The sequence below is a fragment of the Bradyrhizobium sp. S3.7.6 genome, assembly GCF_054061875.1.
This window is the reverse complement of sequence record NZ_JBSSEQ010000001.1, coordinates 5,669,412-5,682,949: the sequence shown is the minus strand read 5'-3', so window position 1 is coordinate 5,682,949 and position 13,538 is coordinate 5,669,412. Positions and strand designations below refer to the sequence as shown.

Sequence of the window (13,538 nt, the reverse complement as noted above, 5' to 3'; positions counted from 1 at the left end):
CATGCGGATCGGGTCATCAGCCATTCTTATCTCCGTTGTGGTGCCAAGGCGACGATCGTCAGGAAGATCAGCGCCGAGATCAGAGGATGTTCACTTATGCAGGTCATCACAGACGTGACCTCCGCATCACGTCACGCGCTCGGGAGCTTGCGCGCTTCCATGCGTGACGATCGTGGATGACGTCGGCGAGATAGAAGCCGGCGAAGAGCATGACGATCAGGACGATGACGATCAGGAAGTGCCAGTCATGGATGCTCATTGCTCGCCCCTCCAGATACGATCTAGGGCAGCATCGTCGTGATGACGATGTACGTCGAAGAAGCCGAGCTTTCGCCACTCGTCATAATGCTTCTCGACCCGCCACGCCATGATCAGCCAGCGCATGTGTCTGATGATGATCTGCCGTTTCATCCAGTCGGTCAGCCATTCGGCCATATCGATCCTCTAAACTAAAAAAAGCCCGGGCGCCGCCAGAAAAGCAAAAGGCAAGGGCGGCGCCCGGCAAGGTCTCACGCCCCTAGGCGTGGCAGCTTACGTGCAATGTCGATAACGAACTGGCGCTGATTGTCGTTCAGATTAATCATTGCATTGATCATTTGAACGCCTTCACGGCTCGCCATCATGGCGTTGAACTCGGACCGCGCGCCGCTGGGCTTTGTGTGGAGCTGCTCGCCTATGAAGTAATCAATGCTGACGTTGAGAACCTGCGCGATCTTCATCAAGCGCGTGGTGTCGATGCGGTTGACGCCTTTCTCGTACTTCTGGATTTGCTGGAACGTGACGCCAATACTCGCGCCTAGTTCCGACTGGCTCATCCCCGCAGTGAGGCGAGCCAGGCGCAATTGCTGACCCATCTTCACGTGCATCTCAGTCACCGATCGCGGATCGATACGTTTTTCTCTCGGCATGGGTAATTACCTCTTCGCCCGCTTCTTAGATGCGCGACCGTTGGTTGCTCTCTTGCTGCGCGACTTCGATTTGTCGCGCAGCTCCTTCTGCTGCTCAAACCAGACGCGGGCCTTTTCCAGCTCCTTTTGTTCGTCGATGGTTTTCACCTTGACGAATTCCTCCTTGTAACCAAGAGCCGACATCGTCGCCATGATGGTCTCGTGTCGGGGGTTGCGCGTCTCGCCTTCGAACCAACCGTCGAATGTCGCGACAGCAACGCCGGAAAGCTCGTGCAGCGTCCTGCGACGCTTCTTCGCGAAGAAACCTTCTTCCTGCAGGACGGTTCTGATCTTATCGACGACGGGATTTTTATCGACGAAGTTGTATGTCCGATAAGTCTGAGTGAAGCCACGCGCCATTTAGGTCGTCTCCGGTGTGGTGATGGCGGCAGCATGATGTTGCCGTCCTTTGTCCGTGAGTTGCCATGTGCCTTGTCCGTCGCTCTTTGCCAGTTTGTCCCGTTGAGCGCGTTCAAGTGTACCGCTGACCGAATTGTCGGAGACGCCTTCGCTGACGAGTTTTGCGACGACGTCCGAGCGCTTCATGGGACCATCGGTCAGCATCGAGAGGAGCAGGGTTTGGCTGTAGCCGCGAGGCTGACGTTTTGCGTCGCCGTTGCCGGACTTCTTCTTTGCATGACCGTTCTTGGCGGCGACTTCCGCTCGCGGCTTTGGCAACAGCTTCACGGCGTCGGGCATGAGCTGCTTCTTCACTCGCTCGGTCAGCTCATAGATGCCGGTCCCCACGCGCTTCACCATGCCGCTGTTGTTGAGCTTGTACAGCGTGCTGTAAGCCGAAGCCTTCGTCAGTCCCAACTCTGTGACCACATCCTGCGCTGAGATCGGCGAGCCGTTGCGCTGCATGAACATTGCCATGATGCGCTCATGGGCGTTGACCTTCTGCTCGCCGGGTTGACGAGCGGGGATAGGCGCGTAGTCGGGGAGCTTTAAGTCAATCTTGATGATGCCCGGCATCTTACGAAGAGCGATCAGCACAGGGCCGACCGCAACGTCTTCAACTTCGAGATGGATGGGTAGCGTAGCCATTGGTTAAGCTCTCCTTTTGGTTAGAGAAGCTGGCCGTAGGCGCGCCGCGATTATTCGTGCAACTCTGATCATTGTGTTTCAACCCAAAGAAGGAACGTCAGCTAAGCTTATCGTTTGTCAGGCGCCCCAGAGCCTCGATCAGAACCTCGCGCTCGTTTTCGGTGAAGTCATCGCAACCGCGCACCTTGTTGCGCAGCACACTCAGATTGACGACATCGCTCTTCGAGGGAGCGACACTCTCGACGCCGAGTAACTCCCGTAAGCGATCCTTCATCGACGGCATCTGCATTATTCCTTGCATTCCCATTGCCCTAGACTTCCCATTGCAAAGCGCAAAATAACTTCGTGCTCACGGAGCGCGCCTAACTGCCTCCGCAAGTGCTCGCCTGTTACCGGCGATGTTTGGTGATGCTGCGTCAGGTACGCTGACGGTGCATCACTATCGGGTCACACATTTGTGTCGTCAAGCAGTCGCGAGTGTTGATTTAGATTTGCAACCAGCTTCACCAAATTGGACACTTTCACCAATTTGGTCAGTTCTCGCAGCGACTGCGAAAAATTTGGACATCCGTTCCGATGTTGCTACTTGTTCCCACTGTGACTGAGGTCGTGCAGGTGGTGTGGCAAAGATGTCGGCGTCTAAAAAACTTTCGTTGGATATCGTCACCGCTACGCGCGCGATGCCGATCGTCAGCAGATTGATCGTCGCGATGATCAATTCAATTCGCCCGCAGGGTTACGGGGTCAAGCACATCGGCCTTGCGATGGAGCGCATCGCCATTGTATCGGCGGTGCGCAAGTGCGAATGCGACGGCGTGCAGTGTACGGCGGCGCAAATCTCGAAGTCGATCGGAGTACCCGACAGCAGTGTTCGCGCCGCGCTGCGCGATCTCGTCGAAGCGAAAATCGTCATTCGTGATGGTCGCTTCTATCGCTCAACCATGGATGATGAGCGGGAACGCACCGACGTTAATAGCCTCGTCGAAGCGATCGTGGAGGCCGGCGTACAGTTGAGCGACGTAGTTGCTCAGTCGCGAAACGGCTCGAACACGAGCAAAGCCGCGTCCAAACGCTGAATAACAGCCTTGATGTCCTCCTGGGGGATCGTCTTGAACTTATCGAGGTTCGCGCAATAGCCGGTGCCGAACCGCTTTGCATAGCCGTCGCGCGACAAATGCATGAGATGGCGCACGACCGTCGAGCGAGCCATCTTCAGTTGTCTTGCGATGTCACTCGCGTTTGGCGCCTGACGTTTGCCGCAAGCGACGAGAAGGATGTTCATGATGTACATGCGATCGAGCGCACGGGCCGACTGAGGTTTATTCGGGTATCTGAATTGCTGCACGATCATCGTGAGATCAACCATCATGTTGGCGAGCGCGACGGCGGCATCAGCAGTGTCAGTCATTGGGCAGGCTTTCCTTGTTCGGCTTGTTCTTGAATTTTTTTAACTTCGAGAGCCGAAGCGATCGCGCGCTGCTAACAGCAGTCCTGAAGCATGGTCAAGGCATCAGGTTTGATGACGCGCGCCAAATATTTCGTGATCAGCAGGATCACGACTATGCGAGAGCGTGCATGGATACATGTAGAACTAAGTGGAGTTGCATGGTTCTGATCCATGCAATCTTTAGAGCTGATTAAGCAACGCTCTCGATTGCTTGTTGTCCCCACATCGTAAAAATTCGTTGCGGCGCACGATTGTATCTCTCGAACGAATGTGTTGATTTGCGTCGCCCCGAATAGCCGGGGTGAAAAAGGAAATGATCAATGAAGCATTTGGTTTTTGCGCTTTCCGCTCTGGCCCTCCTTGGGACCATTATTCCCGCGCACGCCGGATGCCCTCCCGGTACACGATACGATTGCACGAGCACCTATAACGGCAAGCAGTCCTGCGGCTGTCGCTAAAAGTCCACGTCAAGATACGAAAGCCGCCCTTCGCAGGGCGGCTTTTTTAAATAGCGGAGGAGTGATGATGAGCTGGCAGATTGAAGGCGATCGAGATCGTATGTTGATCTTGGACGGCGCGCGCGTAGTCGGCTCGATCGCCCGCTCTGCCGGAAACTCGCACGGCTGGCGCGTCGAAATTCTATGGTCGGGATCGGCCGGCGATTTGACTTATGAAGCGCCGACCATGGCGAGCGCGCAGGGGTTTGTACACGGGGTCGAAATGGCTTGGGCGGCAATCCGTGCCGAAGATGATTGAAAAAGCCGCCCGGTGAGGGGCGGCTTTCGTGATCGAAATTCCGATGGCGATGCTCAGCGACCGGCGCGACTGACCATCAACAAGACGCCGCCGATCTGGGGCAGGATCGCCAGCAGCATCAGCCGCAGCATCGCGAAGTCGTCGCCGGTCGGCTTCAAGGTCCCGACACTGAGCCAAGCCACGATCTTGATCGCCGCCTCGGTCTGCGGGTCGGCTGTCTGCACGACGTCGTGCATAGCCGCATCGAGAACCCGGCGACGATCGCCGACAACGTCTTCGCGAGCGCGGCAGTTCTTTCCGATGCCGCCCGCGCATTCCCGATCGCGCGCCGCCATGGCGTCGGCGAGATCGGCCTTTGCCGCGACGATCGCCGGGGTCGATCGGCCGGCGCGTGCCGTGGTCACGTCGGCGATGTTCACGCTGGCGAACCCGATGCCGGCTGTGACCGCGAAGGCGAAGGTCATAAGCCAGACCAGCCAGCCGGCCAGGGCGGCGCCTCGCTGGCGGCGTTCCCATGACCGGGCGGCACATGAGGGCAACGCCAGCGCGACGACGTCAGCGGCGACGCCAATGGCGAGGAACAGCCAGCCGGCGATGTCGCTGGAACCGAGCGACCGGGCAAACCAGCCGTTCATGGTGACGCCAACCCCGGCGAGCCCGAACGCCGCCGCGACGAGCAGCGCGGGGCCGATCGGGTGACTGTGTCGCCGGATGTCAAGGACGGCGTTTTGCGAAACAGGAGGGGCGTTTTGCGAAATAAGCGCGGCGCCAGTTTCGCAACGTGACGGCGCCGTCACGGGCGTCACGGGCGTCACGGGCGTCACAAGTGACGGCGTCACGGGCTCGCGTGACGGCGTCACGGGCGTGACGGTGACGGGCGTGACGTCCTCGATCGAGAGGGCGAGCGTCACGGGGGTCGGGATGGTCTCGGTGATAGCATCGGCCGGCGCCATCGGAATTCCGGCTTCGGCCGGGGCGGCCTTCTGGCGCTTGCGGTCGCGGTATGCCTTGGCGCGCTCGGCGCCGGTCAGGGCGCGCGGGGCGGTCGGCTGGGGTTGATGCAGATGGATGATCGATGCAGTGTGGTCGGTAGCCATTTGAACCGGTCCTTTCGGTTTGGGTGGTTAGGACGCGGCGCCTTGGTGGAACAGGGCGCCGCGTTCGCGTTAGTGCGGCTCATGCCGCCTTCTGACGCCAGCGTCCAAGTAGGACAATGTCGTCGGAATTCTGTAACGGTTTAGGCAAACACGTTTCGATGACATTGATGTTCCGCCGCTGCGCCGCGTCAAGCGGCCTTGGAGCCAGGGCGGAAGGGTCAGGCGTCCCGAAGCAGCTCGGCGGCCAGCGCCCGCGTGACGGGGCGACCGAGGCGCAGGGCCTCGCTGTCGAGCAGCTCAACGGCCTCCCGTGCGGCCGCCGAAGAGCGCTCCAGGCGGGTAGCGAGGTAGCTGACCACGCTCTCATCCACGGCGAGCTGGCGGTCGGCGCAGAACTTGACGATCAGGCCGCGGAAGAGCTGGTCGTCGGGCGGCAGCAGCGAGATCACAGGCACCGCGCGCAGCCGCGAGCGCAGGTCGCGCAGCTCGATCTCGAGCGACGCCGGTACCTCGCGGCCGGTGAAGAGCAGGTAGGCCCCATCCTCGCGGGCGAGGTTCATCAGATGAAACAGGGCCCGCTCGTCGAGCTCTTTTGCCCTGAGATCCTCGACCACCAGCGCGCCGGTGGCGAGCGCGCCCGGGACGTTTTCGGCGGTCAGCCCATTGGCTGTGGTCGAGCGGGCGCCGGAAGCCTCGGCCCAGATCGCGGCGAGATGGCTCTTGCCGCTTCCTTCCGGGCCGGCCAGCCACATGATCCGGTTCGGCCATTCAGGCCAGGCGTCGATGAGGGCAAGACCGGCTTCGTTGGCGGGGCCTTCGAGGAAATTATCCCGGCTGAGGCTTTCCGCGTGCGGAAGCGAGAATGCCAATTGTCGGGGATGAACGCGGCCTGCCACGCTTGCTGTGCTCCGTGCCGGCACGCCGGCTTCGTTTGAAGAGATTCGACGTCATCGAGCGGGAGTTGGCCTTTTGCGGGGCCGCATCCCGGCTCATTTGGCCTCGATCGTGCTACTTGGCTTCGATCGTACTCATGTGCCGCAGCCACTCGACGAGATAGAGCGACACGGAAGAGAGCGTGAAGACCGTGACGAGGCCCATCAGGATCATATCATAAGGCGCCGGTTTGAAGCCGAAGGCCAGGGAGGCCAGCACCAGCGCCGCATAGGCCACCTGGGCGGCGGTGTTGAGCTTCGACACCTTCGACGGCTTCATCTCGACCGGCTTGTCGAACAGCCAGGACACGATCACGGCGGCGACGATCATGATGTCGCGCGACACCACCAGGATCACGATCCAGCGCGGGATGTCGCCCCAGATCCCCAGTGCCAGATAGATCGAGACCAGCAGCGCCTTGTCCGCGAGCGGATCGAGCAGGGCGCCGAGCTCGCTCGTCATGTTGAAGCGCTTGGCGAGGAAGCCGTCGACCGCGTCGCTGACGCCGGCAATGAGGAAGACGGCGAACGCAACCTCCATTTGGCTCGACACGATGGCCCAGACGATGATTGGGACCAGCATGATGCGGCCCAGGGTAATGATATTCGGAATACTCACGCGGCGCTTCCTGGCACCCGGCCTGACCTCGAATCCGGCCCGTTTGAAGGCTGAACCGGTTGATATCTACATAGTATAGGGCGGGGCGCCACGCTTGCCATTGCGCGTCCCCGGAATTCGACGTAACCAGCCGCAAACCCACTGGAAATCGGGCATGACCGACCGCAAAAACGGCCTCACTTACGCCGATTCAGGCGTCGATATCGACGCGGGCAACCGCCTGGTCGATCTGATCAAGCCGTTGGTGCGCGCCACCGCGCGGCCCGGCGCCGACGCCGAGATTGGCGGATTCGGCGGCCTGTTCGACCTAAAGGCGGCCGGTTTCAAGGACCCCGTCCTGGTCGCCGCCACCGACGGGGTCGGCACCAAGGTCAAGATCGCGATCGAGACCGGCCTGCATGGCGGGATCGGCATCGACCTCGTCGCCATGAGCGTCAACGACCTCGTGGTACAGGGCGCCGAGCCGTTGTTCTTCCTCGACTATTTCGCCTGCGGCAAGCTCGACCCGGAGGCGACCGCCTCGATCGTCGCCGGTGTCGCCGAAGGCTGCCGCGAATCCGGCTGCGCCCTGATCGGGGGCGAAACCGCCGAGATGCCCGGCCTCTACAAGGACGGCGACTACGACCTCGGCGGCTTTGCCGTCGGCGCCGCCGAGCGCGGTACCTTGTTGCCGCGCAAGGACATCGCCGCGGGGGATGCCGTGATTGGCCTTGCCTCGTCCGGCGTGCACTCCAACGGCTTCTCGCTGGTGCGCAAGATCGTCGAGCAGTCCGGCCTCAGCTTCGAGGCGCCGGCCCCGTTCGCGCCGGTCATGACGCTCGGCGGCGCGCTGCTGACGCCGACACGGCTCTACGTCAAATCCTGCCTGCGTGCGATCCGCGAGACCGGCGCGGTGAAGGGGCTTGCCCACATCACCGGCGGCGGTTTCACCGACAACATCCCACGCGTGCTGCCGAGCCATCTTGGCGTCGGCATCGATCTGGCGCGCCTGCCGGTGCTGCCGGTGTTCAAATGGCTGGCTGCCCAAGCCGGCATCGCCGAGCTCGAGATGCTGCGCACCTTCAACTGCGGCATCGGCATGATCGCGATCGTCGAGCCCGACAAGGTCGATCAGGTCGTGCAGGTCTTCAGCGATGCCGGTGAGACGGTGGCGCAGCTCGGTACCGTGATTCCGGCCGAGGGCGAGCACCGCGTCGTCTACAACGGCCACCTCGACCTGGCACTGTGATGACTGGCGCTGTGATGAAGCGCCGCGTCGCCATCCTGATCTCCGGCCGCGGCTCCAACATGTCCGCGCTGATCAGGGCCGCTGCCGCAGCGGAGTTTCCGGCGGAAATCTCGCTCGTCATCTCGAACAAGGCCGACGCGCTCGGCCTCGAACGGGCCAAGGCGAGCGGCGTCAAAACGCTGGTGATTGAGAGCAAGCCGTTCGGCAAGAACCGCGCCGGCTTCGAAAAGCTGCTGCAGGCCGCGCTCGACCAGCACGGCATCGAGCTGATCTGTCTCGGCGGCTTCATGCGCCTGTTCACGGCCGAGTTCACCAAGGCCTGGTACGGGCGGATGCTCAACATCCATCCCTCGCTGCTGCCGTCGTTCCCAGGTTTGGACCCGCATGGTCAAGCTTTGCGCGCCGGCGTCAAACTGTCAGGCGCGACAGTGCACTTCGTGATCCCCGAGACCGATGCCGGTCCGATCGTGATGCAGGGTGCGGTCCCCGTCAGCGACCACGACACGGGCGCTACGCTGTCGGAGCGCATTCTCGAGGTGGAGCATCGCATCTATCCGGAAGCGTTGCGGCTGCTTGCGACCGGCAAGGTTCGGATCGAGGGCGATGTGTGCAGGACGGACGGAAGCGGGCCCTCGGAGAATTTCCTGGTATCGCCGGTGGTGCGCTGAAGCGCCGTCGCACCGTGTTTCGTCTTCGCAAACAAAATCCCCCGGCAGAGCCGGGGGCATCGTCATGATCTCTCGCGCGAAGCTTTGAGAGAAATCAGGAGACCTTGAGGTTCTCCGCGGATGCTTTGCCGCGGTTCTCCACGAGGTCGTATTCAACCACCTGGTTCTCATTAAGGGTCGAGAGTCCGGCACGCTCGACGGCCGAGATATGGACGAACACGTCCTTATCGCTGCCGTTCGGCTTGATGAACCCATAGCCCTTGGTCGGGTTGAACCATTTGACGGTGCCCTTTTGCGGCATCGCTCATCTCCTCCACTAGATACAAAAAAGACGCGGCCGCAGTTTCGCGTGCCACGCCACAAACGGGCTTCCGATAGTCTGTTCGAGTCTCAATGTCGCGAAACGCACAGCCGAGCGGCCAATTCCGATTGTGTCCAATATTGCAACATGAAATTCGCGCGTTAGCAAGCGGCGCACGGCTTTCAAGATCGCGGCGGGTGTCGCTGTCTGCTATTTGCGACCTGTGGCAAGGGAACCACAATCGAGGCAATAGCCCCGCTCCAGCGCGCCAACCGGTTGACCCTGCGTGGCAGTTCGGCACAAATCGCCGCAAGCGCGCGCCGTTCGTGTTGCATTTTTGCGCTCCGCCACTTTGCTTCGGGATTAGTCGTCATGCGCTGCGCGTTGCAGCTCTCCGGGACACGGCAGACGGTCGGGCTGGGCCGTGTCCGCCGGATCGCGGCTGCGCTCGTCATGGCGCTTGGACTCGTCGTGATGATGTCTGCGACATCAGCCTTCGCGCAGAGTCCGACGCCCACGCCGACCCCGACCCCGACACCCACGGCGTCACCGACCCCCATGCCGACCGCGACCAATTACGACCAGTCGGCCGGCAACAGTGCGCTCAATCTTGGGTCCAATTTCCTGGAGCGGCTCGGCAACCAGGCCTCTGGCGGCGTCAACCGCGCATCGCGCACCAATCCCGGTGGGGGCGGTGCCTCGGCGAGCACGGAGGATCCGCTCTACCGCACCTGGTTCGAAGGCTATGGCATCTCGGTCCGGACCGACGCGCAAGGCGACTTCGTCGGCGACAAGCGCAAGACCTTTGGCGGCGTCGCCGGCTTCGGCGCGCGGGTCGCGCCGGGCGTCAATCTCGGCTTCTCCGTCGACCAGAGCCATACCGACATCGACGTGCCGCTGGCGCTCCAGTCGGCGACGCTCGACCTGACGCAAATCGGTTTCAACGGCTCGGTCGACAAGGGACCGTGGACCTGGGCGTTCGCGGTGGTGCACGGTTTCGGCAAGGTTCGTTCCAGCAGGGACACCGGCGTTGGTCTTGCGACCGCGGGTTATCGTGCCGCGATCGACGGTGGCCTGACCGAGATCAGCTACTACTGGACCAAGGACCAGATGCGCGTCGTGCCCAAGGGCGCGCTCGAATACGTGCGCGCTACCAGCGCTGCGTTCCAGGAGGCCGGAGGGCTCGATCCATTGAACGTCGGCTCCACGGCACTCTCACGCGCACGCGTGATGATCGGCGCGGAGATCGGGCGCTACTTCATCTACGACCAGAAGATCCTGGACCTGTCGGCCTACGGCAAGTTCGTCGACAATTTCTACCAGAACCTGGGATCGGTGCAGGTCAGCCTGGGAACCCAGAGCATCGTCGTTCCCGGCATCGGGGAGGGCCGTTACGGCATGGATGCCGGCGCCTCGGCCTCGCTCAGCCTCACCAGCGTCGCGCGGCTCTACATCAACTATGACGGCAAGTTCCGCAACGAGCTGACGTCGCATCAGGGCACGGTCGGCTTCGAGTACAGATGGTGAGGGCGAAGCGCGCCCTGCGTCTACGTCGGCGTTGCCGCGACATAACCCGTTAGCCCAAAGCCCTCGCGCGCGGCCGTCATCATTGGCACCAGCGCATTCGGATGGATGAACTCGTCGCGGAAGCAGGGATAGGTCTTGGCATCGAAGATCTTCTTCAGCCAGTCGACCACGATCTTGTGGCGCTCGGAGTTGCGGAATTCCTTGTGATAGGTGAGCCAGAGATCGGCGTGGTGGCTGACGCCCAGATCGACGGCAACGAGCGGTGCGCCGAGCGCGATCGACACGGTCGGCAGGAAGCCGATGCCGGCGCCGCGCTCCACCGCATAGAGCACGCCGACCGAAGAGTTGGTCTTGATCCCGACGATGCCTTCGAGCGACTTCAGTCCAAGCACGCGCGCGTAGGCGCCGTCGTCGACCTGCGGCGCGCTCTGCTTGATGATGCGATGGTTCTTCAACTCGGCGAGGGACGCCGGCACGCCGTAGAGGCTCTCGTATTCCCTGGAGACGAAGGGATAGATGTGCAGGCGGCCGAGCTTGGCGACGATCAGGTCGGGATTGGTCGGTGGCTCGAGCTGGATCGCGATGTCGGATTCAAGCCGGGCGACGTCGGCCTGCTCCATCGCGCAGCGCAGATCGACGGTGATCTTGCGATAGGTCTTCTGGAAATCGATCAGCCGCGGCAGGATCCAGAAATTGCCGGGGCCTTCCGTCACCGCGACGCGCACGGTGCCTGACGTGTCGTTCGACGATCGCGAGGCACGCCGGAAGACGTTGAAGGCATGACGCTCCATATGCGCGACGTCGGCGATCATCGCGGCGCCTTCATCGCTGAGCGTCAGTCCGCTCTGGTCGCGCAGGAACAGCTTGCAGTCGATGCTCTCTTCGAGCCGGTCGATCCTGCGCATCAGCGTGGTGGAGGTGAGGCCGAGTTCTTCGGCCGCGTTGCGGAAACTTTTATATTTTGCGCACGCTAAAAAGAGTTTCAAATCGTCCCAGGACGCGTCCAGGGCTTCTTCACGGTGCTGCATCAAAGCAGCACCCCGGTGCAATAACTGCTGCATACGCCAGATCCCCAACCGCTAAGGTCATCGTCATAGCGGGGCACTAAATCCTCGGACGATAGAGGGGTGACATGAGTATGGAAAGGGGCTCCTTTGCCGCAAGGCATGATTTCGATGCATTGCCGCTCAGTCCGGACGTCGATGTCCGATGTGCGCAATCTTCCGAAATTGCTGCGCTTTCCGACATGGCGCACCGGCTGGTGCCGGGTGTGCAGATCGGAACGGCAGAGCTTGCACGATATTTCACGTTCGATCCTCAGAGCATCCTGACGTTCAGTCGCAAGGGCAATCTGGTCGGCGGCATGGCCTTCTTGTTCCTCAACGACCGCGGACATGATGCGCTGCTGCTCGACGAGATCTGCCTGACCGCACCCGAGACGCGCTATCTCGCTTCCGCGAAGGAAGACGTTGCAGCGATCTACATCTGGGCGATCGCGGCGACGGGCCGCGGTATCGCCGGTCTCGGCAAGGCCGCGGCTCATCTCCGTCAGGTAAGGTTTCGCGGCGCGGATTGCTATGCGCAGCCGTCAACCGTGGCCGGACGCGACATCATGAAGGCGACGGGATTCGACCCCGTCCCGAGCTTCCAGCCCGATCTCTGGTGTTACGAGCGGCCCTGGCATCGGCAGCCGATGCGGATGCCGGGCGCGATCATCCAAACAAGGAGTTTTGCAGATGCACGGCACTAGGATTCCCCTCGCCAAGCCCGACTCCCGCGCCATCACCATTCGCCTCGCGCGCGATCCCAACGACCTCATGCTGGTCACCGCCATTCGCGCGGCGGTCTATCTCGCCGAGCAGGATTGTCCGTTCGACGAGGAGTTCGACGGCAACGACATGGTCGCAGCGCACTTCATCGGCTACGTCGGCAACGAGCCTGCGGGTTGCCTGCGGGTACGCTTCTTCGGTGATTTCGCCAAGGTAGAGCGGCTCGCGGTGCGTCATCAATATCGGCGCTCGCGCGTCTCGTTCAAGCTGGTCCAGGCGAGCGTCGACTATGTGAAGCGCAAGGGCTTTCGCAAGATCTACGGCCAGGCGCAGGACCGGCTGGTCGATTTCTGGGCTCATTTCGGCGCCAAGCCGCTCGGTCACAACCGCAAGATCACCTTCTCGGATTTCTCCTACACGGAGATGCTGCTGGAGATCGAGCCGGGGCCGGACGCCATCACGCTGGACAGCGATCCCTATGTGATCATTCGCCCCGAGGGCGATTGGGACCGGCCCGGCGTGCTCGACGCATCCGCGGGGCGGGCGGTGACCTCGCCGCTACGGGACCTCGCACTCGCCGATCACTGAAATTGGTGCAGCTCTGCGCAAGACAATGCTGGCTTCCATTACCGATGATCCGTCGATCCTGGTCTGTGCGGATCTCCAGGTTGAATATCTGACCCCCGGGCGTCGCCATGTCATCCTCGACGGCGAAGCCGCCACCGTGCGCTGCCTGGAGCTCCTGACACTGTGGCGCACCAATCTCTGGCCGGTGATGCATCTGAAGCGCATCGCCCAGGCGGCTTGGTTCAATCCGGCATCCAGGCTGACCGATTGGATCGCGGAGGCGAAGCCGCGACCCGGCGAAATGACTTTCGAGCACCCGCTGCCGTCGGCCTACAGCTCTTCGCGGTTCGTGGACTACATGTCCAATATCCGCAATGTGCGCTGCATTCTGGTCGGCTTTTCCCTGGACGAAACCATCCTGGCCACCGCCGTCGACGGGTTTCACCGCAGCCATCGCTACCAGATCGTCGCTGACGCCGTGGCCTGCCGGCAGCCGGGCACGGGCGATGCCGCCGTCTACAAACAGTCGGTGGTGAATGTGATCGGGAATTTTGCTACAGTCCATGCCAGCGCCGAACTGATCAGAACCAGCGGCGCCATCGCGGTCTAGGCGGCCGTGGTCGGCGGATGGAT

At 61.8% G+C, this 13,538-nt stretch carries 20 protein-coding genes; 8 read left to right on the top strand and 12 right to left on the bottom strand.

Going from position 1 to position 13,538, the window contains the following annotated elements:
• Positions 1-106: 106 nt before the first annotated feature.
• From ACVJ5M_RS27890 to ACVJ5M_RS27865, 6 genes are all read right to left on the bottom strand, one after another.
• Positions 107-259: a hypothetical protein gene (locus ACVJ5M_RS27890; RefSeq protein ID WP_456679440.1), complete on the bottom strand. Its 153-nt coding sequence runs from the start codon at positions 257-259 to the stop codon at positions 107-109.
• On the bottom strand, positions 256-435 hold the full coding sequence (locus ACVJ5M_RS27885; protein ID WP_456679439.1) for a hypothetical protein: 180 nt from the start codon (positions 433-435) through the stop codon (positions 256-258). Before ACVJ5M_RS27885 ends, ACVJ5M_RS27890 begins: the two co-directional genes overlap by 4 nt.
• 74 nt (positions 436-509) lie before the next feature.
• Positions 510-908, bottom strand: a complete 399-nt coding sequence (locus tag ACVJ5M_RS27880; RefSeq protein ID WP_456679438.1) for a helix-turn-helix domain-containing protein — start codon at positions 906-908, stop codon at positions 510-512.
• A gap of 6 nt (positions 909-914) precedes the next feature.
• Positions 915-1,307: a hypothetical protein gene (locus ACVJ5M_RS27875; protein ID WP_456679437.1), complete on the bottom strand. Its 393-nt coding sequence runs from the start codon at positions 1,305-1,307 to the stop codon at positions 915-917.
• Complete coding sequence (locus ACVJ5M_RS27870) at positions 1,308-1,994, bottom strand: hypothetical protein (protein WP_456679436.1); 687 nt, start codon at positions 1,992-1,994, stop codon at positions 1,308-1,310.
• A gap of 97 nt (positions 1,995-2,091) precedes the next feature.
• Entirely contained in the window at positions 2,092-2,277 is a 186-nt protein-coding gene (locus ACVJ5M_RS27865; protein ID WP_456679435.1) for a hypothetical protein, read from the bottom strand.
• A 346-nt stretch (positions 2,278-2,623) separates the two neighbouring features.
• Between ACVJ5M_RS27865 and ACVJ5M_RS27860 the strand changes: the two genes are divergently transcribed.
• On the top strand, positions 2,624-3,070 hold the full coding sequence (locus ACVJ5M_RS27860) for a hypothetical protein (protein ID WP_456679434.1): 447 nt from the start codon (positions 2,624-2,626) through the stop codon (positions 3,068-3,070).
• Here the strand turns inward: ACVJ5M_RS27860 and ACVJ5M_RS27855 are convergent.
• Positions 3,022-3,363 carry a helix-turn-helix domain-containing protein gene (locus tag ACVJ5M_RS27855; RefSeq protein ID WP_456679433.1) on the bottom strand — a complete coding sequence of 114 codons (342 nt, stop codon included), beginning with the start codon at positions 3,361-3,363 and terminating at the stop codon, positions 3,022-3,024. The genes ACVJ5M_RS27860 and ACVJ5M_RS27855 overlap by 49 nt on opposite strands.
• Before the next feature lie 603 nt (positions 3,364-3,966).
• Here ACVJ5M_RS27855 and ACVJ5M_RS27850 point away from each other — a divergent pair.
• Positions 3,967-4,197: a hypothetical protein gene (locus tag ACVJ5M_RS27850; RefSeq protein WP_456679432.1), complete on the top strand. Its 231-nt coding sequence runs from the start codon at positions 3,967-3,969 to the stop codon at positions 4,195-4,197.
• 53 nt (positions 4,198-4,250) lie between these two features.
• Here ACVJ5M_RS27850 and ACVJ5M_RS27845 read toward each other — a convergent pair whose 3' ends face one another.
• The 3 genes from ACVJ5M_RS27845 to ACVJ5M_RS27835 all read right to left on the bottom strand — a co-directional run bounded on the left by ACVJ5M_RS27845 (position 4,251) and on the right by ACVJ5M_RS27835 (position 6,845).
• Positions 4,251-5,294: a hypothetical protein gene (locus ACVJ5M_RS27845; RefSeq protein ID WP_456679431.1), complete on the bottom strand. Its 1,044-nt coding sequence runs from the start codon at positions 5,292-5,294 to the stop codon at positions 4,251-4,253.
• 218 nt (positions 5,295-5,512) lie between these two features.
• Positions 5,513-6,190, bottom strand: a complete 678-nt coding sequence (locus tag ACVJ5M_RS27840; RefSeq protein ID WP_063986416.1) for a P-loop NTPase family protein — start codon at positions 6,188-6,190, stop codon at positions 5,513-5,515.
• A 112-nt stretch (positions 6,191-6,302) separates the two neighbouring features.
• The gene (locus ACVJ5M_RS27835) at positions 6,303-6,845 is read right to left on the bottom strand and encodes a CDP-alcohol phosphatidyltransferase family protein (protein ID WP_063983669.1); all 543 of its coding nucleotides are present in this window, start codon (positions 6,843-6,845) and stop codon (positions 6,303-6,305) included.
• A 154-nt stretch (positions 6,846-6,999) separates the two neighbouring features.
• Here ACVJ5M_RS27835 and purM point away from each other — a divergent pair, with 154 nt between their 5' ends.
• Both purM and purN read left to right on the top strand, forming a co-directional pair.
• Positions 7,000-8,073 carry a phosphoribosylformylglycinamidine cyclo-ligase gene (gene purM / locus ACVJ5M_RS27830; protein ID WP_063983668.1) on the top strand — a complete coding sequence of 358 codons (1,074 nt, stop codon included), beginning with the start codon at positions 7,000-7,002 and terminating at the stop codon, positions 8,071-8,073.
• 14 nt (positions 8,074-8,087) lie between these two features.
• Positions 8,088-8,741 (top strand): phosphoribosylglycinamide formyltransferase, encoded by a 654-nt coding sequence (gene purN, locus ACVJ5M_RS27825; RefSeq protein ID WP_354099534.1) that lies wholly within the window; start codon positions 8,088-8,090, stop codon positions 8,739-8,741.
• A gap of 94 nt (positions 8,742-8,835) precedes the next feature.
• Here the strand turns inward: purN and ACVJ5M_RS27820 are convergent, their stop codons facing one another.
• Entirely contained in the window at positions 8,836-9,042 is a 207-nt protein-coding gene (locus ACVJ5M_RS27820) for a cold-shock protein (RefSeq protein WP_007591938.1), read from the bottom strand.
• Between the two features lie 372 nt (positions 9,043-9,414).
• Between ACVJ5M_RS27820 and ACVJ5M_RS27815 the strand changes: the two genes are divergently transcribed.
• Positions 9,415-10,569, top strand: coding sequence for an autotransporter outer membrane beta-barrel domain-containing protein (locus ACVJ5M_RS27815; protein ID WP_063983666.1), 1,155 nt, complete (start codon positions 9,415-9,417; stop codon positions 10,567-10,569).
• A 20-nt stretch (positions 10,570-10,589) separates the two neighbouring features.
• On the opposite strand, the gene ACVJ5M_RS27810 is transcribed toward ACVJ5M_RS27815, so the two are convergent.
• The gene (locus tag ACVJ5M_RS27810) at positions 10,590-11,630 is read right to left on the bottom strand and encodes a LysR family transcriptional regulator (RefSeq protein WP_028147769.1); all 1,041 of its coding nucleotides are present in this window, start codon (positions 11,628-11,630) and stop codon (positions 10,590-10,592) included.
• A gap of 71 nt (positions 11,631-11,701) precedes the next feature.
• On the opposite strand from ACVJ5M_RS27810, the gene ACVJ5M_RS27805 reads away from it, so the two are divergent.
• From ACVJ5M_RS27805 to ACVJ5M_RS27795, 3 genes are read left to right on the top strand one after another with little or no spacing between them, the layout of a single operon-like run.
• On the top strand, positions 11,702-12,319 hold the full coding sequence (locus ACVJ5M_RS27805; RefSeq protein ID WP_063983665.1) for a hypothetical protein: 618 nt from the start codon (positions 11,702-11,704) through the stop codon (positions 12,317-12,319).
• Positions 12,306-12,926 carry a GNAT family N-acetyltransferase gene (locus ACVJ5M_RS27800; RefSeq protein WP_063983664.1) on the top strand — a complete coding sequence of 207 codons (621 nt, stop codon included), beginning with the start codon at positions 12,306-12,308 and terminating at the stop codon, positions 12,924-12,926. Before ACVJ5M_RS27805 ends, ACVJ5M_RS27800 begins: the two co-directional genes overlap by 14 nt.
• A gap of 25 nt (positions 12,927-12,951) precedes the next feature.
• Entirely contained in the window at positions 12,952-13,515 is a 564-nt protein-coding gene (locus ACVJ5M_RS27795; protein ID WP_063983663.1) for an isochorismatase family protein, read from the top strand.
• Positions 13,516-13,538 lie beyond the last annotated feature (23 nt).

Coding starts and splice junctions, on each gene's coding strand:
- ACVJ5M_RS27890 (WP_456679440.1), bottom strand. CDS start 259: ATGAGCATCCATGACTGGCACTTCCTGATCGTCATCGTCCTGATCGTC.
- ACVJ5M_RS27885 (WP_456679439.1), bottom strand. CDS start 435: ATGGCCGAATGGCTGACCGACTGGATGAAACGGCAGATCATCATCAGA.
- ACVJ5M_RS27880 (WP_456679438.1), bottom strand. CDS start 908: ATGCCGAGAGAAAAACGTATCGATCCGCGATCGGTGACTGAGATGCAC.
- ACVJ5M_RS27875 (WP_456679437.1), bottom strand. CDS start 1,307: ATGGCGCGTGGCTTCACTCAGACTTATCGGACATACAACTTCGTCGAT.
- ACVJ5M_RS27870 (WP_456679436.1), bottom strand. CDS start 1,994: ATGGCTACGCTACCCATCCATCTCGAAGTTGAAGACGTTGCGGTCGGC.
- ACVJ5M_RS27865 (WP_456679435.1), bottom strand. CDS start 2,277: ATGCCGTCGATGAAGGATCGCTTACGGGAGTTACTCGGCGTCGAGAGT.
- ACVJ5M_RS27860 (WP_456679434.1), top strand. CDS start 2,624: ATGTCGGCGTCTAAAAAACTTTCGTTGGATATCGTCACCGCTACGCGC.
- ACVJ5M_RS27855 (WP_456679433.1), bottom strand. CDS start 3,363: ATGATGGTTGATCTCACGATGATCGTGCAGCAATTCAGATACCCGAAT.
- ACVJ5M_RS27850 (WP_456679432.1), top strand. CDS start 3,967: ATGAGCTGGCAGATTGAAGGCGATCGAGATCGTATGTTGATCTTGGAC.
- ACVJ5M_RS27845 (WP_456679431.1), bottom strand. CDS start 5,294: ATGGCTACCGACCACACTGCATCGATCATCCATCTGCATCAACCCCAG.
- purM (WP_063983668.1), top strand. CDS start 7,000: ATGACCGACCGCAAAAACGGCCTCACTTACGCCGATTCAGGCGTCGAT.
- purN (WP_354099534.1), top strand. CDS start 8,088: ATGAAGCGCCGCGTCGCCATCCTGATCTCCGGCCGCGGCTCCAACATG.
- ACVJ5M_RS27820 (WP_007591938.1), bottom strand. CDS start 9,042: ATGCCGCAAAAGGGCACCGTCAAATGGTTCAACCCGACCAAGGGCTAT.
- ACVJ5M_RS27815 (WP_063983666.1), top strand. CDS start 9,415: ATGCGCTGCGCGTTGCAGCTCTCCGGGACACGGCAGACGGTCGGGCTG.
- ACVJ5M_RS27810 (WP_028147769.1), bottom strand. CDS start 11,630: ATGCAGCAGTTATTGCACCGGGGTGCTGCTTTGATGCAGCACCGTGAA.
- ACVJ5M_RS27805 (WP_063983665.1), top strand. CDS start 11,702: ATGAGTATGGAAAGGGGCTCCTTTGCCGCAAGGCATGATTTCGATGCA.
- ACVJ5M_RS27800 (WP_063983664.1), top strand. CDS start 12,306: ATGCACGGCACTAGGATTCCCCTCGCCAAGCCCGACTCCCGCGCCATC.
- ACVJ5M_RS27795 (WP_063983663.1), top strand. CDS start 12,952: ATGCTGGCTTCCATTACCGATGATCCGTCGATCCTGGTCTGTGCGGAT.